The 20,295-nt window shown below is 37.4% G+C and carries 20 protein-coding genes; 10 read left to right on the forward strand and 10 right to left on the reverse strand.

Features of this window, described 5'->3' with window-relative positions; all coding sequences use genetic code 11:
* Positions 1–80: 80 nt before the first annotated feature.
* A complete protein-coding gene (locus A3Q34_RS18385) occupies positions 81–971 on the reverse strand; it encodes a dienelactone hydrolase family protein (RefSeq protein ID WP_070376660.1) in 891 nt (296 codons plus the stop codon).
* Between the two features lie 368 nt (positions 972–1,339).
* On the opposite strand from A3Q34_RS18385, the gene A3Q34_RS18390 reads away from it, so the two are divergent.
* Positions 1,340–1,837 (forward strand): fasciclin domain-containing protein, encoded by a 498-nt coding sequence (locus A3Q34_RS18390; RefSeq protein ID WP_070376661.1) that lies wholly within the window; start codon positions 1,340–1,342, stop codon positions 1,835–1,837.
* A 211-nt stretch (positions 1,838–2,048) separates the two neighbouring features.
* Positions 2,049–3,128, forward strand: a complete 1,080-nt coding sequence (locus A3Q34_RS18395; protein ID WP_070376662.1) for a site-2 protease family protein — start codon at positions 2,049–2,051, stop codon at positions 3,126–3,128.
* Between the two features lie 224 nt (positions 3,129–3,352).
* On the opposite strand, the gene A3Q34_RS18400 is transcribed toward A3Q34_RS18395, so the two are convergent.
* Positions 3,353–4,303, reverse strand: a complete 951-nt coding sequence (locus A3Q34_RS18400) for a LysR family transcriptional regulator (protein ID WP_070376663.1) — start codon at positions 4,301–4,303, stop codon at positions 3,353–3,355.
* Between the two features lie 160 nt (positions 4,304–4,463).
* Between A3Q34_RS18400 and purE the strand changes: the two genes are divergently transcribed.
* The 5 genes from purE (at position 4,464) to A3Q34_RS18425 (ending at position 9,004) form a co-directional block, all read left to right on the forward strand.
* A complete protein-coding gene (gene purE, locus A3Q34_RS18405) occupies positions 4,464–4,943 on the forward strand; it encodes a 5-(carboxyamino)imidazole ribonucleotide mutase (protein ID WP_070376664.1) in 480 nt (159 codons plus the stop codon).
* On the forward strand, positions 4,943–6,055 hold the full coding sequence (locus A3Q34_RS18410; protein WP_070376665.1) for a 5-(carboxyamino)imidazole ribonucleotide synthase: 1,113 nt from the start codon (positions 4,943–4,945) through the stop codon (positions 6,053–6,055). Before purE ends, A3Q34_RS18410 begins: the two co-directional genes overlap by 1 nt.
* Positions 6,056–6,173: 118 nt before the next feature.
* Entirely contained in the window at positions 6,174–7,796 is a 1,623-nt protein-coding gene (locus A3Q34_RS18415; RefSeq protein WP_083278212.1) for a SulP family inorganic anion transporter, read from the forward strand.
* Between the two features lie 174 nt (positions 7,797–7,970).
* A complete protein-coding gene (locus A3Q34_RS18420; RefSeq protein WP_070376667.1) occupies positions 7,971–8,414 on the forward strand; it encodes a SirB2 family protein in 444 nt (147 codons plus the stop codon).
* 77 nt (positions 8,415–8,491) lie between these two features.
* Complete coding sequence (locus tag A3Q34_RS18425) at positions 8,492–9,004, forward strand: phosphate-starvation-inducible PsiE family protein (RefSeq protein ID WP_157471139.1); 513 nt, start codon at positions 8,492–8,494, stop codon at positions 9,002–9,004.
* A 388-nt stretch (positions 9,005–9,392) separates the two neighbouring features.
* Here A3Q34_RS18425 and yghU read toward each other — a convergent pair whose 3' ends face one another.
* The 4 genes from yghU to A3Q34_RS20725 form a co-directional block, all read right to left on the reverse strand.
* Entirely contained in the window at positions 9,393–10,265 is an 873-nt protein-coding gene (gene yghU / locus A3Q34_RS18435) for a glutathione-dependent disulfide-bond oxidoreductase (RefSeq protein WP_070376669.1), read from the reverse strand.
* A 153-nt stretch (positions 10,266–10,418) separates the two neighbouring features.
* Positions 10,419–11,213, reverse strand: coding sequence for a substrate-binding periplasmic protein (locus A3Q34_RS18440; protein ID WP_070376670.1), 795 nt, complete (start codon positions 11,211–11,213; stop codon positions 10,419–10,421).
* Between the two features lie 122 nt (positions 11,214–11,335).
* Positions 11,336–11,455 carry a peptide deformylase gene (locus A3Q34_RS21165; RefSeq protein WP_331710956.1) on the reverse strand — a complete coding sequence of 40 codons (120 nt, stop codon included), beginning with the start codon at positions 11,453–11,455 and terminating at the stop codon, positions 11,336–11,338.
* Positions 11,456–11,686: 231 nt separating this feature from the next.
* Entirely contained in the window at positions 11,687–11,857 is a 171-nt protein-coding gene (locus A3Q34_RS20725) for a hypothetical protein (RefSeq protein WP_182214298.1), read from the reverse strand.
* A gap of 306 nt (positions 11,858–12,163) precedes the next feature.
* On the opposite strand from A3Q34_RS20725, the gene A3Q34_RS18445 reads away from it, so the two are divergent.
* Together A3Q34_RS18445 and A3Q34_RS18450 are read left to right on the forward strand one after the other, a co-directional pair.
* A complete protein-coding gene (locus A3Q34_RS18445) occupies positions 12,164–13,306 on the forward strand; it encodes a GNAT family N-acetyltransferase (RefSeq protein WP_070376671.1) in 1,143 nt (380 codons plus the stop codon).
* A gap of 8 nt (positions 13,307–13,314) precedes the next feature.
* Positions 13,315–13,917 (forward strand): DUF938 domain-containing protein, encoded by a 603-nt coding sequence (locus A3Q34_RS18450; protein ID WP_070376672.1) that lies wholly within the window; start codon positions 13,315–13,317, stop codon positions 13,915–13,917.
* A 56-nt stretch (positions 13,918–13,973) separates the two neighbouring features.
* Here A3Q34_RS18450 and A3Q34_RS18455 read toward each other — a convergent pair whose 3' ends face one another.
* From A3Q34_RS18455 to A3Q34_RS18470, 4 genes are all read right to left on the reverse strand, one after another.
* Positions 13,974–14,747: a substrate-binding periplasmic protein gene (locus tag A3Q34_RS18455; protein ID WP_070376673.1), complete on the reverse strand. Its 774-nt coding sequence runs from the start codon at positions 14,745–14,747 to the stop codon at positions 13,974–13,976.
* Between the two features lie 108 nt (positions 14,748–14,855).
* Positions 14,856–15,632: a substrate-binding periplasmic protein gene (locus A3Q34_RS18460; RefSeq protein WP_070376674.1), complete on the reverse strand. Its 777-nt coding sequence runs from the start codon at positions 15,630–15,632 to the stop codon at positions 14,856–14,858.
* A 189-nt stretch (positions 15,633–15,821) separates the two neighbouring features.
* The gene (locus A3Q34_RS18465) at positions 15,822–16,379 is read right to left on the reverse strand and encodes a class GN sortase (RefSeq protein WP_070376675.1); all 558 of its coding nucleotides are present in this window, start codon (positions 16,377–16,379) and stop codon (positions 15,822–15,824) included.
* Positions 16,376–18,580, reverse strand: coding sequence for a marine proteobacterial sortase target protein (locus A3Q34_RS18470; protein ID WP_070376676.1), 2,205 nt, complete (start codon positions 18,578–18,580; stop codon positions 16,376–16,378). The genes A3Q34_RS18465 and A3Q34_RS18470 overlap by 4 nt, the downstream gene beginning before the upstream one ends.
* Positions 18,581–18,899: 319 nt before the next feature.
* Here A3Q34_RS18470 and A3Q34_RS18475 point away from each other — a divergent pair, with 319 nt between their 5' ends.
* Positions 18,900–20,291 (forward strand): COG3014 family protein, encoded by a 1,392-nt coding sequence (locus tag A3Q34_RS18475; protein ID WP_231907389.1) that lies wholly within the window; start codon positions 18,900–18,902, stop codon positions 20,289–20,291.
* Positions 20,292–20,295: the final 4 nt, after the last annotated feature.

Here is a 20,295-nt window from a genome sequence, read left to right on the forward strand (position 1 = left end):
ATATAGCTAAGCGAGTACAAGTCTTACTTTATTGATGACTTTGCTCGCTTAACTCGTTAACAAAGTGTTTTTAGATGCTTTTATACCAGTTTTTCAGTAAAAAAGGCTAGGGTGCGATGCCAGGCAAGCTCGGCATTTTCTTTATCATAACGGCTGGTCGAGTCATTATGAAAGCCATGTTTGGCATTTTTATAGATCTGCACTTGAAAAGGGGCTTGAACAATTTTCAAGTCACTTTCATAGTCAGGCCAAGAGTTATTAACCCTTTCATCGAGTTCAGCCAATTGAATCAGTAACGATGCCTTAATATTTTTACGCAATTCTTTTTTGGCTGGCGTGCCATAAAAAGGTACGCCGGCAATAATCAAATCAGACTCCACTGCGGCTAAGTAATTGACTATGTAACCACCAAAACAAAAGCCAACAGCACCAAGTTTTCCATTACTTCTGTGATGTTTTTTGATGAATTTTGCTGCTGCAACAAAGTCATGCTGTATTTTTTCAGCATCCATCGACTTTTGCATAGATCTGCCTTCATCATCATTACCTGGATATCCTCCTAATGGGAACAATGCATCTGGAGCAAAGGCAAGATACCCCGCTTTAGCTAAACGTCGAGCAACATCTTTTACGTAGGGGTTTAAACCTCTGTTTTCATGAATAACTAAAACAACAGGCAAGGTTCCTGTTTTGTTGGTTGGTGTTACTAAGTAGCCGACACCTTTATCGTAACCTTCGGGTGAATCAAAAGTTTCATAGGTAGCTTTTATTTCATCATCATTAAAAGAAACTTGTTCTGCTAGGGCATAATTTGGAAGCAATGCCGATGTGAGCACTGTCATTGAGTATCCCACTGCAACTAAAGTCGCTAACTTTGCCATAAAGCTTCTGCGATCCATACCGCCATGCGCGTATTCGTCGTACCAGTCAAATGCTTCTTGAGGGATATCACTAGCTGATTTTTTTGACATTTATTTATCTCACTTATTAATTTAAATAATCTAACCCTTCATAAACAACTTATAAAATATATTTATTTAAGTATTTTCGCAAATTTATTCAGATAATTTAGTCTTGATTACTTAGACGTTATCCTTGAACTTCGATAATAAAATTTTATAGTTTTTTGACATAGTTCATTGCTTAGACGAGGCTATTACTCAAGAATAAGGTGACGATATACTTGTAGCCTAAAGGATGGGTTTTTTATTAGATAGGGTGGATGTGATTATATTTTATCCGTTTTTATTATAAAAATGTTAAGTAAACTGATCTTAATTGTTTAACAGTACGTAAATATTGGCTGAAACTAAATATTATCCATTAAATAGGAATTAACATGTTAAATAAATTTATTACAACAGGTTTACTCGTAGTTGCCAGCCTAGCTTTTATGCCGACTTCTCATGCAGAACACCATGGTATGAAAAAAGACATTGTTGATGTAGCTGCGGCAAATGGTTCTTTTAATACTCTTGTTGCTGCCGTTAAAGCCGGTGGACTTGTCGATACACTCAAAGGAAAAGGGCCTTTTACTGTATTTGCACCAACTGATGAAGCTTTTGCAAAGTTACCTGCAGGCACGGTTGAAATGCTATTAAAGCCAGAAAACAAAGATAAATTGGTATCGATTTTAACCTATCACGTCGTTGCTGGAAAAGTGATGTCTACAGATGTTGTTAAAGTCGACAGTGCTAGTACAGTACAAGGCCAAATGTTGATGGTGAAAGTAGACGGCGGTAATGTAATGATAAATAATGCGAAAATTATTATGGCTGACGTTAAAGCAAGTAACGGTGTCATACATGTCATTGATACAGTCTTAATGCCTAAGTAAAGTTATTGTAAAGTATTGCTTTAACTACTGATACTTAATCAATTGTTTACTATTAAGCCAGCTTTAGCTGGATTTTTCTATCGCGGTGCGAATAAAAAAATTTTCACCCACTTATCTGTTTGCTGATAAATCAAGAATAGTGGCAATAAACCTTGCTGCACCTCCAAATATAGTGATAATCGGGCAAGGTTCTATTTACTGAGTTTATAAAGTGCAACTATTAGCAGTAACGTGTTTGAACAAAACACTACGATTAGAAGGTTCAATGGCGGGATGGCAACAACTTTTTTGGGACGACCAGTGTGTCTCACAAATTGACGCGGTTGATGGCAACGATACCTTTACACATCAATTCTCTCTACAAAGTGAGCAAGGTGAATTACATATAGAACTTAAGGGCACACTGCATTGGCAGCCTTTTGTGCTTAAATACCAGCTTTTTATTGATAATAAACTTCAACAAGAAGATACCCTCATTGAAAAAGATATAGAACAACGCCAAGTTAGCAAAGCTAGCAAGCAACCGATGAAATTTAGTTTCATTGGCATGGCTGGACTTGGCTTGAAATTGTTAAAAAGTGCCAAAGTCATCAAAGTGCTATTTGCTGCTGGTAGTTTGGCCGCATATAGTTGGTTATTTTCTATTGAATTTGCCATAGCACTTATTCTTTGTCTCGTCTTTCATGAATATGGACATATTAAGGCGATGAAATACTTTGGTTTGAAAACCAAAGGTATTTACCTTATTCCTTTTGTCGGAGGCCTAGCATTGAGCGACGATAAAATTAATACCCGCTGGCAAGATGTTGTTATTTCGATAATGGGCCCTTTCTTTGGTCTAATACTCTCTATTGCTTGCTTGGTAGGTTACTGGCTAACCGATTTAGAAATACTGGCCGGTTTAGCGGTCTTTAACGCCTTACTTAATCTATTTAATTTGTTGCCGGTATTACCCTTAGATGGTGGACACATACTCAAGAGTATTGCCTTTTCAATTAATACCCGCGTTGGTTTAGTTGCTTGTGTATTAGGTGCAGCATTAGGGGTTTATATTAGTTATCACTTTGGTTTAGCGCTATTAGGCTTTTTACTTGCTATTGGTAGTATAGAAATTTTCTTTGAATATAAGCGTCGACATTTGAGTGACCTATTACCCCTAAACCGTTATGCTCAAATTGTCTCAGTATTATGGTATGTCATTACATTAGGCGGGCTAAGTGGCATTATTTGGTTTGTTGGTCAAACAGGCAACAGTGCGTTGTCATTACCGCTAAAAATACTGGGAAGTTAATTTAACAGCTCGACAATTGTCCTGCGATTATTGCGTTAACGGCAAACGGCCATCTTTTTAAACCACTTTATCAGCACCGTCGAGAAAACTCGGTACTTTGTGCCGAGTAGTTCACCAAAAGGTTAAATTCCTGGCTGTTCAGCCGTTATCAACCTTATGAAAACATTGATTTAATTGGCCCATCTTTTAACCCACTTTACTCAGCAGGCTAACTTAGCAGTGATTTAGCGAGATAAAATATCGTTTGATATCATTTCTTTTTGTAATAATGAACGGCCATTAGTTTCAATATGAGCAAGAAATTCAGCCGCTAATAGGGTTTGACGTTTTGATTTAGACCAAACAAAAAACCAATGAGCATTTATTGGCAGTTCCTTTATTGGTAAACGCACTAGCCCACTTTGTCCACCATACATTAAGGTATGCGCTGATAATATTGATATGCCAAGCTTTGACATCACCAGATGTTTAATTGCCTCATTACTTTCAATGGTCATTTTCACATTTAGCTTAGTGTTATGATGCTTTAAAAATTCCTCTATGGCATACCTTGTACCTGAACCTTTTTCACGCATAATGAAAGGTTCCTTGCTTAAATCTTTTAAAGTGAGGTTTTTCTTTTTAGCAATGGGGTGGTCTTGATGTGCTATGGCTACCAGCGGATTGGTTAAAAATTCAATCGACTCAGTTTCAATATCAGATGGCGGATGACTAAACACATAGAAGTCGTCAATACCTTGCTTTAGGCGATCAATGGTTTGTTGTCGATTACCAATATTTAACTGTATATCTATATCTGGATATTTTTCTAAAAAAGGTCCCAACAAATGGGGAATAAAATATTTAGAAGTGGTGACCACAGCCAACCTTAAGGTGCCAGACTTAAAACCTTTAATATTGCCTATCGCCATATCAAGTCGTGAAAAACTATCAAGTACCTCTACCGCGGTTTTTACTAACTCTAGACCTATATCCGTAAATAATATCTGTCTATTGGTATAGTTATATAGAGGAGCTCCCATTGCCTCTGCAAGCTTTTTCATTTGTATTGATACCGTTGGTTGCGTTAGAAAAAGCGCTTTTGACGCTTCTTTAATACTACCTTTATCATGAACAGACAATAATATTTCCAGCTGCCTGATTGTGCCAACATGAGCATGAAGCCTTGATTTCATCTTTATAACCCCATAAATAGACTTTTATCTATTTATACTATAAGTAATATCAATTTTTATCTATTTATATTTTTTGTCATAATATTATCAGAATAATTAATTAGCTGATTGATGTTTAACTTAAGCCAGCGCTTAACCATTAAAAATAAGGCCATTGACAATGAAAAAAATTAAAGTTGCGATTATCATGGGATCACAGTCAGATTGGCCAGTGATGAAAAATGCGGTTACAGTTCTTGAAGCACTGGGCATAGAGTATAAAGCTATGGTTGTTTCAGCCCATCGTACCCCGAAACGTTTATATGACTTTGCCGAGAATGCCGATAAAGAGTACAGCGTGATTATTGCGGGTGCTGGTGGCGCCGCACATTTACCCGGTATGGCTGCCGCATTAACTTGGTTACCCGTTATCGGTGTGCCGGTAATGAGTAAAGCACTCAAAGGAATGGACAGTCTATTATCTATCGTACAAATGCCTAAAGGCGTTGCGGTTGCCACCCAAGGTATTGGCGAAGCAGGCGCATTTAATGCGGGGTTAATGGCCTCACAAATCCTTGCCATTAATGATACGGTACTGCAAGGCAAGCTAAAAATATGGCGTTCACAGCAAAGTGAAAGTGTCTCATGGGAGGTAGAATAATGCGCATAGCCATTGTAGGTTGTGGACAACTTTCTCGTATGTTGGCACTTGCAGGACTGCCATTAGGGATAAAATTTAGCTTTATTAATGATAATTTCCAGCAAGTAACTGATTGCGTTGACGGTTTAGGCCGAGTGGTTACACTGGCTAAAAATTGGCAGGAAGAGCAAAATATTCATAAGCTCTATAACCTTCTTGGAAAGCCTGATGTTATTACCGTAGAAAAAGAACAAGTAGATATAGAATTGCTTAAAGCTCTGCAAGCATATTGTGATGTTTTGCCCAACATTGAAGCAATTTCTGCCTGTCAGCATCGTTATCGAGAAAAGCAATTATTAGAAAAGTTATCAATACCCACTTCAGCCTTTGCTTATTCGTTGCCAGCAAGTGAAGCATTGAAAGTCTTAGGGCTACCTATGGTGGTTAAATCTTGTAGTGATGGCTACGATGGTAAAAACCAATGGGTTCTAAAAACCTTGGCAGATATTGAAAACTTTGACCGTTTAAGCATCCAAGATTATATTATTGAAGCTTGGATAAAGTTCGAACGAGAAATATCTCTCGTCTCGGTTCGTTCAAAAAATGGCAATATCGAACATTATGCTTTAACAGAGAATACTCATAAAAACGGTATTTTGCTGCAATCTATTGCACCTGCTGTAGATGAAAATAATACGCTAGCGCTTAAAGCTCAAACTTATATGGAAAGTGTATTAAATACCCTCGACTACGTTGGTGTTCTGGCGATGGAGTGCTTTGTCGTTGATGGGGAGTTAATGATCAATGAATTAGCACCTCGTGTTCACAATAGTGGACATTGGACACAAGCAGGGAGTATAACCTGCCAATTTGAAAATCATATAAGAGCGGTTGCTGGCTTAGTGCTAGGTAGCACAGAGTCGCTTGGCACAACGGGTATGATTAATTTAATCGGTAATGAAAAACCGCCAATGACTTCGCTTTCAGCTTTATCAACATTGCATTGGTACAATAAATCAGTAAAACCGCAACGAAAATTGGGTCATGTTAATTTTTTCGATAAAGACCGAGTAAATCTTGTTCAACAAATGGATGACTTTGAATGCGATCTTAAGTTGAATCATATTCGTTAGGTTATATGTTTTTCTGTTTACGGGTCAGATAAAAGGTTATCTGGCCTGATCATCTTTTTTAGTAAGGATTTGCGCGGTGTTTGGAAATCGTTTTAAAGAGTTCAATCTCAAAGGAGATATGTTTGGTGGTGTAACTACCGCAATTATTTCTTTGCCTTTAGCGCTCGCTTTTGGTGTTGCGTCAGGAGCTGGCGCTGAAGCTGGGCTTTGGGGCGCGATAATGGTTGGCTTTTTTGCCGCATTGTTTGGTGGTTCATCTAGTTTGATCTCTGAGCCTACCGGTCCAATGACCGTTATTATGACCGCCATATTAACCAGCATGATGGCAAAGTATCCAGAAACAGGCATGGCGATTTCATTTACTATTGTAATGATGGCCGGTGCATTTCAGATGTTGCTTGGCACACTTAAACTCGGAAAATATATTACGTTAATGCCTTATAGTGTGATTTCTGGCTTTATGTCAGGCATAGGTGTTATTTTAATTATCTTGCAGTTAGCTCCGTTGTTAGGGCATCAGACACCATCTGGTGGCGTTACGGGAAGCTTATCAGCACTGCCTAATATACTCGCAAATATTAAGTTCAGTGAACTATTCTTAGGGGCACTTACTTTAGGTATTTTATTTTACTTACCCAAGCATTACCGCAAGTATGTTCCAGCTCAACTGGTTGCATTGGTTGTTGTTACTGTACTTTCTTTAATTTTTTTCAACAGCGATGACATCCGCAGAATTGGTGAGATACCAGCAGGTTTACCCTCTTTAGTTATTCCTCATTTCAACGTCGACATCTTTACTACTATGGTGATAGATGCTTTGGTTCTGGGCACACTTGGCTGCATTGATACCTTATTAACTGCTGTCATTGGTGATTCGCTAACACGAAAAGAACATGATCCCGACAAGGAGTTACGTGGACAAGGTATCGCTAATATGATTTCTGGCTTGTTCGGTGCTTTACCCGGCGCTGGCGCAACTATGGGTACCGTGACTAATATTCAAGTGGGTGCACGCTCACCTGTGTCAGGTATCATTCGCGCCTTGGTACTTGCATTCGTGGTGTTAGTGGCTGCAGGTCTAACTGAGCCTATCCCCATGGCTGTGTTAGCGGGGATTGCCGTGTATGTAGGTTTTAATATCCTTGACTGGAGTTTTATTCAACGTGCACATAAAGTCAGTGTTCAGGGCATGGCCATTATGTATGGTGTTATGTTATTAACTATTTTTGTTGATTTAATTGTCGCTGTAGGTCTTGGTGTCTTCATTTCTAATATCATTGTTATTGAGCGTTTAAGTCGAGAGCAAGCCAGAAAGGTTAAAGCAATTAGTGATGCTGATGGCAATGATGTGCCATTAAGTGTTCTTGAACGAGGCTTACTCGATAAAGCGAATGGTAAAGTGTTATTTTTTTACTTATCAGGGCCGATGATTTTTAGTGTATCAAAAGCTATTTCTCGTCAGCATATCAGTGTTGCAGATTTTGAGGTGATGATCCTTGATTTAACGGATGTCCCTATGATTGATGAAACGGTAGGTCTTGCGCTAGAAAACGCAGTAAAAGATGCTAAAGATGGTCAATGCGAAGTTTTTTTATTGTGTCCAAATAAGCAAACACATCAACAGCTCGAAAAGTGTAATGTATTGGATTTAATCGCCGATGATAATATCTATTCATTGCGTTATGAAGCTTTAGAAGCCTCGCTAACCTATCTAGATAAAAAGCACAGTAAGGATGACTAAATGCTTGCATGACACAAATACTGATCAACAGAGGAACTTGTGCAATGAATATGCTCAGCTTATGTTGGCTGAGCTTATTAAAATAATATAAAAGATAGCAGTTGCTTAGGTAAATAAACGATATACTGGCAGCCTAAGTATTAAATAAATAATGAATTTCTAGGGAAAAACCACATGTACATGATAATTAAGCATCTACACATAACCATAATTACACTGACTTTTGTTCTTTTTCTCATTAACTTTGTGTTAATGATGAAAGGGTCTGAAAAAGCTAACAACAAACTATTAAAAATTGGACCACATATTTTATATACATTATTTGTTGTTACTTTTATTTATTTGGTGATCGTTAACCCGCTTAATTTGTATCCTTTCGTTAATGGCTGGGCATCATCTAAACTTGCAGGTTTTGTTATCTATGTCCTCTCGATTACTTTGGCGCTTAAGTGGGCTAAAACTAATTTGTGGCGTATTGCTGGCTTAATTAGTGCCATATTTTGGCTAGCTATGACGGCGCGACTTGGTTTTGCTGATCATATTAAAACAAAGGGTATGAATGAAGATGTTAACGCTTATATTGACCTTGGACGGGCTATGTTAGCGAATATTTGCTAGTTTAGAGCCGTATTTTCAATAGTGATATTTTCTATGATCATAACGTTATGGCTTATGATCATAGATATATTTTAGTGATGAAATCGATATATTTACCCTACTTTTCATATAGGAAGATCGATGAGACACGAAGAATTACCGAAAATCATTCAGACCCATTGTTAAAGGTGCTGCATCGCTCGATTCGATTTGCGATACGAATACTGGCCTTGTTAATGGTATTAGTGATCTATTGGAGTATCGCTGATGTGGTTTATGTACTTTATTTGAAACTATCGATGCCACCTTATTTTCTTTTAGATATTGATGATATTTTACAAACTTTTGGCGCTTTTATGGTGGTGTTAATCGCGGTTGAAATCTTTATCAATATTCGTCTGTACCTTGGCTCAAACGTTATCCCGGTAGAATTGGTTGTTGCCACAGCATTGATGGCAGTTGCCCGTAAAGTTATTGTGTTAGATCTTAAACTTGTTTCTGCAGATCAAATTGTTGGTCTTGCTTTGGTGACTATTTCTCTTGGTGTAACGTACTGGTTAATAAAAAAGAAAAGTACGCCAGCTAACGAGATAATTAAGCCAGAAGCATAATTTATTGACGTCTACATATAGTTTTTAATTACAGTGTCAGTTTTTCCCAATGATAACGTTAAATTCAATGCTTTTTTTAAGCGGTTTACCTGCTTGTTTTCATTAGTTATTGTGGCTAAATTCAGCGTATAAATTACCGGTAATACTTCGTTAAATACGAACAAAACACCTAATATATTCGAATATACATTAAATAAATCCCATGATAAATCAACACTTCTGCTAAGGTATAAGCAGCGAATCATGATGTTTTTGTCTTTTAACTTTTATGACCCTGTTGCCGCCACAGGAAGTCATGGCGAATTTAGTCAATGAGCAACACCTCACCGACTAAATAAAACCTTAGAAGAACTTCAGCATAACTACCAGGTTAAAGACCCGGAGTTAATTATTGAGAACCGACTAGTTTGTCTTGAGTTTTAAGTTCAAAATCACTGGCATCATGGCGTTCATGTAATTGTTCTTCTAACTCTCCCCAAGTACGATTGACCATTAAACCACGCTTAACGGCTGCTCGATTGCCAATTTCTTCGGTCCATCGCAATAAATTTTTATAGGAATGCGTTTGTAAAAACTCTGCAGCTTCATAGACTTTATTTTGCACTAATGCTCCATACCATGGCCATATAGCGATATCTGCAATAGTGTATTGCTCGCCACACATATATTTATTATTAGCTAAATGACGGTCGAGTACATCGAGTTGTCGTTTAACTTCCATCGTAAAACGTTCAATTGGATATTCAAATTTTTCGGGTGCGTAAGCAAAAAAATGACCAAATCCACCGCCTAAATAAGGGCCACTACCCACTTGCCAAAATAGCCATGACAAGCATTGTGCTTTAAGTAACGGCTCTTTGGGTATGAAGGCAGCAAACTTTTCAGCCAAATGCAGGAGTATCGCGCCAGATTCAAAAATGGGCAGTTTATTATCACCACTATTATCAACTAAAGCCGGTATTTTAGAGTTGGGATTGATATCAACAAAGCCTGAGCTAAATTGATCGCCTGCCATTATATCAATCAAGTGCGCATCGTACTCGGCTTCAGCTATATTTAACGCTAATAGCTCTTCTAATAAAATGGTGATTTTGACACCGTTAGGGGTGGCCAACGAGTATAGCTGGAAAGGGTGCTTACCTACGGGTAAGTCGCCTTGATGCGTTTCTCCTGCGATAGGGCGATTAATACTGGCAAATTTACCACCAGACTCTTTATTCCATTCCCATATCTTTGGTGGTACATAAGTATTTGTAGACATTGTAGACTCCGTAATTATGATTGAGATTATCATTGAATGATAGTGGGATTTTTAACTAAGTAGTAGCGAATTATAAACCCATAATATCAGCTTAATCTGCTGATAATAATGGTGTTAGTAAGCTAAACCCGCAGCGTCTGTAATTAAACTCTATTATTTAAAATTCAACTGATACTTATTGAGTAATTCTTGAAAGTAAGGAGACGCTTTTAACTGCTCAGTGAGTTGCCCGAGTGTTGTATTTATTGCTAGCGAGTCTTTTCTTTTCTTGGTTAGCGCCATATATACAGGAGTCATTGATATATGTGGCTCTATCGCTTTAACCTGGGCGCCAACCTTTTCTTTTAAAATTAATTGATTAAACACTAATGGGTTGCTGATTAACATGTCTATTTGTTTGCCGAGCAACAGCTTTAAAAGTACTTCTTCTGTTAATGCGGGCAATTTATTTAGGTAGTTGGCACCATCAAAATATTCGCCGTAGGAATATTCTCTAATAGTGCCGACAGAATAGGGTGTTAGTTGTTTTAATTTTCCATCAAACTCAAAATAATTATCTTTTAAAGTGAATAATTGATTAATTTCATTAGCATAAGAAGGCTCAATAAAATGATACATTTGATCGCGCTTCGGTGTTTTAAATAAGGTCAGTATTAAATCGATTCTGCCTTCTGCAACCAAGTGAACCGCCCTTGGCCAAGGGAGAATAATAAACTCAAAATCATAGTTTGAATGCGCTTCAATATAATTAAGGACCTCAACCGAAAAACCTTTTATTTCACCATTTTCTGGATAGTAAAATGGGTAGTAACCAATATTTTCAATAGCTACGGTTAGAATTGTTTTGTCCTTTTCCAATAACGCCAACTCTGGTTTTGCGCTCGATTGTGCTAATACACTTAATGAGTAAAGGAAAAGTAAAGGTATTATTTTTATAAATTTCATCATTATAAGCAGTATAAAGCTTTATTTTTATTTATCTAGCAACTATTTATAGTCAACTTAAAGCCAGTAAAGCGCATTATTAGTTCTTAACGTTTACACCAGTAAACTTGTTTATACCACTTATCTTAACTGACCAAGTCTGTTGTCGACTCACCTTTGTCAATAAAAGTTAAGCCGTTTAAATGGTCTAATTTATGCTGAACTAACCGGTCAATAGAACCGGTTAGTTCTTTTTGTTGTTCAATACCTTGTCAGTGATAATATCGGACCCTGATGTCACTATGCCTTGGCACTAATGTGATGGATCTGCGGCGCTGCAATGCCAACACCACCGGCTACGGCTAACAGCATTTTATTAATTAATTGCTGGCACTCCTCACCCTAAATGTTTTCAACCTCAGCTGGACGAGGCCTTAATACAGCATTGCCTAATTGCGCGATAGGGAGTAGGGAACAGATTTTAGTTGTTTCATCTTTTAATCTTTTGTTTTAATGGTTATTTCAATATTTTTATTGTCACCGGCAAACCATTTTTGTACATAGATAGACCCTAAAACGGGGGGCATTCCATTCTCAGGTACTTCTTTATATCGAATACTATTTTTATTATGCTTTTCAAACTCGAAGTTAATCACTTTCTCAGACACTTTCAATTCAACCTTTATTTACGATGGCAATCTATTGTATAAGTGCTGTTAAATGAATTCTAGTACTAGATACTCTCTATATCTCAGCGAAATAGCGGGCTGCGTTACATTAGTATTAAGACACTTTTTATTGTTGGCTATTTTTTATTTCGCCAACCCTGATAACTTAAAAATATGGCTTAGTGATACATTTCGATAAAAAATAGCGCTATCATTGACGTAACATCCTTTAACAATGCTATTTTGACAGTAAAATTAAGTCACTATTGCTAGATAAACAGCCATTGGCTGGTGAGAAAAACGCGATTGAATGCTGATATAAAAATTAATTTTCTTAACCATATTGACAAAATAAGTGCTATTGATTGGCAGGCGTTAAATCATTCACCTTGCCCTTTTCTTACTTATGAGTTTTTTAGTGCGCTTGAAAAAAGCGACTCAGTTAGCGTTAAACAAGGTTGGCAAGCTCATCATTTAGTGACATCAACAAACGGTGATGTCACAGGCGTGATGCCGATGTATTTAAAAAGCCACTCTTGGGGGGAGTATGTTTTTGATTGGGATTGGGCCGAGGCTTATCAACGCAATGAGATAAATTATTACCCTAAATTAGTCGCAACTATTCCCTTTACACCTGTAACCAGTAATAAATTTCTTTCAGAAAAACTCCAAGTAAATGAGTTGTTTGCACCGCTAATTGAACATTGCCAGCAAGAAAATATTAATAGTTGGCATATATTGTACTGTGATGAAATAAAAACAGTTTTACCCGCGGATATTTATCAACGTAATACGGTACAATTTCACTGGTTTAATCGTGATTATAAAACCTTTGATGACTTTCTAGGTACATTTACTTCACGTAAAAGAAAAAATACTCGCAAAGAAAGGCTGTCTATTACTCAACAAGAGATTAAGATTCGTCAACTTAAAAATAGCGAGATTAGCCAACAAGAACTTGATTTTTTCTACCTAACTTATCAATTAACTTATTTAAAACGGGGTCATCAACCACACTTGAGCTATGATTTTTTTAAGCAAATAGTGCTTGATAGGACTGATAATATTTTATTGATCATCGCTAGTCATCAGCAAGAAGACATCGCCTGTGCACTCTTTTTTTATGATGATACTCACTTATATGGGCGATATTGGGGCTGTACTAAACATTATAATAATTTACATTTTGAGCTTTGTTATTATCGAGGTATCGAGTTTTGTATTGAACACAACTTGCAAGTTTTTAACCCGGGTACTCAAGGTGAACACAAAATTCAACGGGGCTTTGAACCAACATTAACCTACTCTTACCACTGGATAAAACACCCAGCTTTTAAGGCAGCAATTAAAAATTTTTGTCATCAAGAGCAACAGCATATGCTAACGTACCAGCAGCAATGCCAGCAGGCGTTACCGTTCAAAACGTTAGCTAACAATGAGTCAACTTAAGAAAAATAATGAATAAACCTTTTTCCCAAGCATGTGAAAACAATAAATTACCTATTTTGAATGTTTTAACGAAAGTGTTTGCAAGTGCTAAGCATGTCCTTGAAATTGGCTCAGGAACAGGGCAGCACGCTGCCTTTTTTGGTCCAAATTTACCGCATCTAACCTGGCAAACCAGTGATTTACTAATAAACCACCAGGGTATTAATGCCTGGCTCGATGAAAGCAAGTGGTTGAATGTAAAAAGGCCGATCGTCGTTGATTTAAATAGAACTTGGCCTAAACTTAATCAAAATGCACCCCTTGATGGCGTATATACCGCTAATACACTGCATATCATTAGCTGGTCATTAGTGGTTAAGTTTTTTGAGGGGCTTGCGCAAAACTTATCATCGTCAGCAAGTATTTGTATATACGGACCTTTTAACTATCAAGGGCAGTTCTCTAGTGAGAGTAACGCAGACTTCGATGTGTGGCTTAAAGAAAGAGACAAGGATAGTGGTATTCGCGATATTGAAGCAGTCTTGTTATTGGCAACGTCAGCAGGACTTGAGTTAATTGACGATCATCCCATGCCTGCCAATAATCGGCTATTAGTTTTTTCTAAAATATAAAAAATCAATACCGACAATATTTAATGCCACTCTCGATTTCCAGTGATTAACAAAAATTAATTAATGGCTTGATGAAAGCCGCTATTTGAAATCGCCGATGTATTTGTTGACGATTGTCTGGATCTCCCCATTACTTTAAGCTTTTCTACTGATTTTTTTAATATTTTCATTGTCTGGGTATTTATCTTCTTTTTAGAAAAATGAAGTACAAAATCTTTGAAACTTAGCTGCAATGGTGAATTCAATACATCAGGTTTTATGCCAAGTTGCTTAGCGTTGTAATATAATCCAACATTGGTACCAATACAGCCGTCAATTCGACCACTGATTAACAGTTTTAGCATTTGTGTGTAATTATTGACTTCAACTTTATTAATGGCGGTGTCATTATCAAAATTGACATCAAATTCACCGCCTCGCACCACTCCCACTGTTTTTCCATGGAGATCCTTTAGGCTTCGATAGTGAGTTCCCGCCCTAGACAGGATAATAATTGGCATAGTGATCACTGAGACTAATGGGATGGAGATCGCGGGCAACTGATCATTATTGAAACGTAGCACAAAATCTGATTTGCCTTGTTTCAGGTGAATAATAGTACGAGCATAAGGAATTATCTTATTGGTATAGTTAAGCCCTGCTACTTCGGCAATTCTATTACTTATTTCGAACATCATTCCAGTTGGCTTACTATTGTCCCCAATAAAGCCAAAGGGAGCGACATTGATTGTTTCAATCTGGAGTGTTTGCCCGGAAAGTGGAAAAACATTGCCTATTAACGTCATCAAGGTAATAAATTTTATAAGCATATTTTTATTACCTTGTTTCATTACGGCTCTCTTATTATGAAAAAATAACGGTTCAACTGGCGATTAAACGCTTTACGAGAATAGTGTTAATAGCACACAAGTAACCACCAATTTTACTGGAATGTGTATTTAATTAATTAAACTCACCATGTTTTTTTGCCACTTCTTCCTGATAGTTAACAATGCACCACGTTGCTCAAGTAGCATCATTGCATTAATAAGGTTATCTACAATGACTTGCTCTGTGTTTAAACTGCAAGCAAAATGAAAGTTTAGTGTTAACGCCTTGAACTGAAATACATTTTTATATTTTGTTGTTTCTCCCAAGTTTTTTACTCTATTTCTAAGTAAATCATCATTGAGAACAACTAAATCAATATGGCGACTAGATAGGTCTAATAATTTTAATAAGGCATCATAATTGTCAACCACATAAAGGTTTTGGTTTTCAATAAATTTTTTTGATAATAAAAAATGGTGGGTAACATCATCACGTATCACCGCAATGTTATATTTTTTAGCTTCTTCTATAGCAGAGATAGTTATCTGACTATTACTAAGGGAATAAAGAGAGATGGTACTTGAAGCAATATGTCCAACCCACTTAAACAAAGGCTCACGCTCTGGGATGCGAGCAAGTGAATATATACAGGTGTTTTTTCCATGCTGTGCTCTTCTATAAGACAACGCCCATGGGTGAGCACTGATGGCGTATTCATACTGAGCTTGTGCTAACGTCGCTTCGACTATTTCTGTTGAAAAGCCTTCTATTGCATTGGTCGTGACAATTTGAAAAGGAGCCAAATGTTCAGTAAGAATGCTGATCTTAGTTGCAGATACTTGGCCGCAGTAAAATACCAATAACAACACTAAGCCAAAAGCTAAATTTTTCTTTAGTCCTTTCATAAATTTTATATAATTTCATCCATCATATTTTAAACTATAGCTTAGATAATCATTTTACCAACCCCCTTAGGCAATTAATGTTAATGGAATAAACTTTTAATAGCCGCCGGTACTTTTTGATAGATATTATAAGGTTAAATACCGTAATAATAGGGTTATTGGCTTATTGACCCGTAACCACTTATCCCCTTAAAGCAACTTTGCGGTTATCACATATCTTTCATTGCTATTACTGCTCGAGTTATTAAAAGGGTAGCAAGTGATTAATATTAATGATGAGTCATCAGCTAGCAGTGGCATTTGGCCTGTTAAAGCGTCAACAATGTTAATCGCTTCTACTTGATAAAGCTGGCTTTGACCATATCGGTCAGTTAATGAAATAATATCCTTCATATCTACCTCGTCTAAAAATGAAAAGTGGCTATCTCTATGTCCAGCAACCACAAAAGGTTGGACACGGCTGACCTGGTTGAAAGGAGCAATAGCCCCGGCTGAAAAAGCGAGTGTGGTTGGGTCGCCGCCATTAAGTATCACCAGAGACTTTGCTAAGCGTTTAAATGAAAGCTCGGCAATAGGGTAGGTATCAGCCCATGGCCAAGGTTTTATTTTTAGGTGTAAAGCCAGTGTCTGATGCCAGCTATAATTGATTAATTGCTGAGATAACCAAGCTTTAGTAGGCAACCAACTAGCTTGTAAACACAGCAAGCTGCCTATGATCAATAAGGATGTTCTAATTAATTTTTTCAAGGGTGACCCCTTAATTTAATACACTGATACCCCCGCAATATAATAGCCTCACTCATAATGACTAATAACAAGAGTGCCATGCCAAGCAGAAATTGTAATTTCCACCCTAATGCTGTTTTAGGCATAGCGACCATTAAACTTTCATGGGCTTGAAAAACGCTATGCTTAACGAGTAATAATCCGTCTTTTTGCTGTTTCTCCAAGGCTATAAAGCTGGTATAGGGCGATATGATTTGATGCTTGAGTGAGGTAGTAATCACCTGAAACTTCACCTCAGCTTTATCTGCTCCGCTGACTAAGCTATCAAGTAAGCTTTCTATTTTTCTACGCGCCCAAAGAGAGGAAATACCCGTTGATGATTGGTCGCTATCAATAATTAATTCTTGGTACCAAGGCGCAGTGACGGTATTACCCGTTAATTGCAAACTCGTGATAGGAAACTGAGATTTTATCGCTATTTGCAAGGGCTCGTCGAAATATAAATCAGGGATGCTTTTAGGATAAACCTCGAAGTGTTGATGAACTCGGCTGTCAATAATTAAGTCGATATTCGTGATGGCGGGTTGACTTATTTTAGTCATAAAGTCGCTCATCTTTTGTTGAACATCACTTTGGCTTTGAATGAAAACATAACGACCCCTACCAAATTGAGCGGCTTTCTTCATAAAGTAACCATTGGGCGCAGCGCCTATGCCAACGGTGTATAAACGAAAGTCACCTTGAGCATTTTCAAGCAGTTGCATAAGTTCAAATTCGTTAGCGATAGCGCCGTCGGTAATAAAAACTATTTGGCGAATAGCCTGCGCTGCTTGCACAGCACTTTTTTTCATCATCAAAGCGTTACTCAAGGGACGGTACATCTCAGTGCCACCATCGGCCATTAAGTGACTAATAAATTGTTGCGCTTTTTTAATATGATGACCTGCAGCCATTTTGGTGCCGGAAAAGAGTAATTCGGTAGTGTCATTGAAAGCGATAATATTAAAACTGTCTTTATCGTTAAGTTGTAATATAGCTAACGAGAGACTCGCTTTTGCTTGTTCCATAGCCGAACCTTGCATAGAACCTGAGGTATCAATGATAAAAATGATATCTCGTGCGATCACTTGTGCAAGGTCTGTCTTTGGCGGGAAAAAGGTCAGCAGCGTATAATATTCATCTGCTACTTGTTCAGTAAAACTGCTGATTTTAGCTTGCTCACTGGCTAATAATCGCCAGCTTAGAACGAAACTTTTATGAGCGACCACTTTGGCCTGATTTAAGGTGATAAAGTAAGCATTTTGATGGGAGTTTAACGCGCGCATCACTATTTTATGACTAGCACTACTAATCGCAGTAATCGCAATACCCGAATTTAAGGAAATATTAATAGATGATTGACTGCTGGCAATTGAAGGTAAGTGGCTAGGCGCTTTTGTGGTTGATGCGTGCAGCTGTGCAGGTGATTTATCTGCAGAGTACGCTATTCGTTGCTCTGTAAGCTCAGAAGCTTTTGCTACTTGTGGATTTTCAGATAATGGCTGGGATAATTTGGGTTGGTACCTTTGAGTCATTGCTAGTGGTAATCGTAGATCAAAATTACCCTGTGAAAAAGAGACTGGCATCATAAAAGTTAGCGTAACAATAACGCTTGCTTGTGGTGGAATATTAGCAATTTTATTGATAAACAAATTAGCTTGTTGTTGCTCGAGTAAGCTCGCTTTTCTTCCTTGGCTTTTCGCTTGTTGATATGCAACCTTAGCGGTGTTTTTTGCCATTATCTCGCCAACTATCTCATTATCGCCAACCTTTATCATTAACCGTTTTATTGCAGCATCTTCAGGTAAGGGAAATTGATAGGTCCCTTCTAAAGGAATCGCATGAGGATTAACGAAGGTTTGTTTTATTTCTACATAAGCAATTAAACCATTAATCTCAACATTGGTCTGAATATCAAGGGGTAAATTGGCTTGCTTTGCTGGATTTGGGTGATCAAATAATAATTGTGGACCATAAATAAGCGTATTATTATTGGCTGTATTTTCAGTCAAAGCCATTTCACTACTTTGCGCATAACGTACTAAAGCCAGAGAAGACAATAGGATAAGAAACACTAGCAGTGATAACTTTAACCATTTATTTCGACGTTTTTTATTCTGTTGTCGGTAATAGTATGAGTCTTGGTAATCTATAAATTGTCGGTTTTTTCTAGAAGTAAACATCACTTGCTCTTTTGTGTAAGTAGTAGATGATATTAAAGCAAAGCATTGAGCGTTAGCGGGGGCGGTATTAGGGCAAAGTACTGACCAAATATGTCAATAATAGGGCAATTAAGCTTTGCTAACGGTTAACACTCTCAGAACATTACAAAATTCTTACAATTTACTCACAATTATTGTATTGCCTATTGGGCTGTTTCGTATTAATTTTACATCTAGCGAATCAAGCGCAGGCTTAGCTAGTAAAGTGTTATAATGTCTTCATCATTAAGGGTTACTTGAAAATTTTATGTGTAAACAGTTATTAATAAAATTTTGTCTTATGTTTTCAGTAGCGACGCTTGTTGGCTGTACATCTATAGGCATGAGTGATTTGTTTTTTGGTTACAGTCAACAGATGCAAGAATCTCGTTCAGCTCAGTTAAGAGGTGATTTCGTTGTTGCGACAACATCAGTTATCTCGGTTAATCGCCAGCATAATAATTATGCCTTGAGCCAACTAGAAAAAGCCCGTTTACAGTTTCTTTCTCATGATTGGCTGGCGAGTCAAAAAAGTTTTGAATTAGCCTACCAACAAGTACAGGATCAAGAGCAAGCAGCGAAAATACAAATAAGCAGTGGCTTGAAAAAAGTCAGTGCGGTGGTGACTAATGACAATGCCATTGGCTATGAAATACCTTCATACGAGCAAGGTATGTTGCATTCTTATCAAGCGCTAAATTATTTATATCAAGGCAGTTTAGAGGGCGCTTTGGTTGAAGTGCGCAGAGCTAATCTAGTGCAAGAACGTGCATTAAAAACCAATCAAGCTGAACTCTACAAAGCTGAAGAAGAAATGGCTGAAAAAGGCATCAACAGTAATAAATTATATGATAACTTCCCATCAATGGATAACCTGATTGGTGATCTAAAAAACAGTTTTCAAAATGCTTATACTTTTTATCTTTCGGGTTTATTGTATGAAACAGCTAAAAAGTTTGATGATGCCTATATTGACTATAAGCGAGCGCTAGAAATATATCCCAATAATACGTTTCTGCAACAAGATGTCTTGCGATTAGCCAATAAGCTAGATATGAATGAAGATCTTGCGCGCTTTGAGCAAAGGTTTGGTCGCTATCAAGGGCAAAATAAAACAAACACAGGTCAAATAGTCGTTATTTTTGAACAAGGAATTGTTAGTGCAAAAGAAGAAGCAAGTTTAAATTTACCTATCTTCAATACTCGCTCAGATTTTAAATTTTTCACTTTTGCTTTACCTGTTTATCGAGGGCGCTTACCGGCATTAATACCTTTGAGTATCAGTATTGATGAAAAAAGTTACCTTTCGCAAGAAATTGTCAGGCTACAGTCTTTAGCAAGCAAAGACTTAAAAGAAAAATTACCGGGTTTGGTAACAAGACAAGCGATACGTTTAGTCGCCAAAGAGCAGATACGTCAGAATTTGAGCAAGTCGGGTGGCGATGTCGGTAATATTTTAGCCAGCCTTTATAATATTGCTTCAGAAAAAGCCGATACTCGCAGTTGGTCAAGTTTGCCTGATAATGTACAAATAATGAGGTTGGATAATGTTGCTGTAGGTCAGAAAAAATTGACGATTTCATATGCAGGTAAAAAGCAGGTCGTTGACATTGACGTAGCAGAAAATAGAACAACGCTCATTAATTTTACCGCTCTGGGTAACTTTACCGGTCATCAAACTATAAATTTGTAAGGAT

This window comes from Colwellia sp. PAMC 20917 (assembly GCF_001767295.1).
Taxonomy (GTDB): Bacteria; Pseudomonadota; Gammaproteobacteria; order Enterobacterales; family Alteromonadaceae; genus Colwellia_A.

What these genes read in the sequence shown, in the direction of transcription:
- A3Q34_RS18410 (WP_070376665.1), top strand. Translation starts at nt 4,943, where the DNA reads ATGCGCATAGCCATTGTAGGTTGTGGACAACTTTCTCGTATGTTGGCA.
- A3Q34_RS18455 (WP_070376673.1), bottom strand. Translation starts at nt 14,747, where the DNA reads ATGAAACAAGGTAATAAAAATATGCTTATAAAATTTATTACCTTGATG.
- A3Q34_RS18400 (WP_070376663.1), bottom strand. Translation starts at nt 4,303, where the DNA reads ATGAAATCAAGGCTTCATGCTCATGTTGGCACAATCAGGCAGCTGGAA.
- yghU (WP_070376669.1), bottom strand. Translation starts at nt 10,265, where the DNA reads ATGTCTACAAATACTTATGTACCACCAAAGATATGGGAATGGAATAAA.
- A3Q34_RS18385 (WP_070376660.1), bottom strand. Translation starts at nt 971, where the DNA reads ATGTCAAAAAAATCAGCTAGTGATATCCCTCAAGAAGCATTTGACTGG.
- A3Q34_RS18470 (WP_070376676.1), bottom strand. Translation starts at nt 18,580, where the DNA reads ATGTTTACTTCTAGAAAAAACCGACAATTTATAGATTACCAAGACTCA.
- A3Q34_RS18425 (WP_157471139.1), top strand. Translation starts at nt 8,492, where the DNA reads ATGAAATCGATATATTTACCCTACTTTTCATATAGGAAGATCGATGAG.
- A3Q34_RS18450 (WP_070376672.1), top strand. Translation starts at nt 13,315, where the DNA reads ATGAATAAACCTTTTTCCCAAGCATGTGAAAACAATAAATTACCTATT.
- purE (WP_070376664.1), top strand. Translation starts at nt 4,464, where the DNA reads ATGAAAAAAATTAAAGTTGCGATTATCATGGGATCACAGTCAGATTGG.
- A3Q34_RS18460 (WP_070376674.1), bottom strand. Translation starts at nt 15,632, where the DNA reads ATGAAAGGACTAAAGAAAAATTTAGCTTTTGGCTTAGTGTTGTTATTG.
- A3Q34_RS18440 (WP_070376670.1), bottom strand. Translation starts at nt 11,213, where the DNA reads ATGATGAAATTTATAAAAATAATACCTTTACTTTTCCTTTACTCATTA.
- A3Q34_RS18415 (WP_083278212.1), top strand. Translation starts at nt 6,174, where the DNA reads ATGTTTGGTGGTGTAACTACCGCAATTATTTCTTTGCCTTTAGCGCTC.
- A3Q34_RS18475 (WP_231907389.1), top strand. Translation starts at nt 18,900, where the DNA reads ATGTTTTCAGTAGCGACGCTTGTTGGCTGTACATCTATAGGCATGAGT.
- A3Q34_RS18420 (WP_070376667.1), top strand. Translation starts at nt 7,971, where the DNA reads ATGTACATGATAATTAAGCATCTACACATAACCATAATTACACTGACT.
- A3Q34_RS18390 (WP_070376661.1), top strand. Translation starts at nt 1,340, where the DNA reads ATGTTAAATAAATTTATTACAACAGGTTTACTCGTAGTTGCCAGCCTA.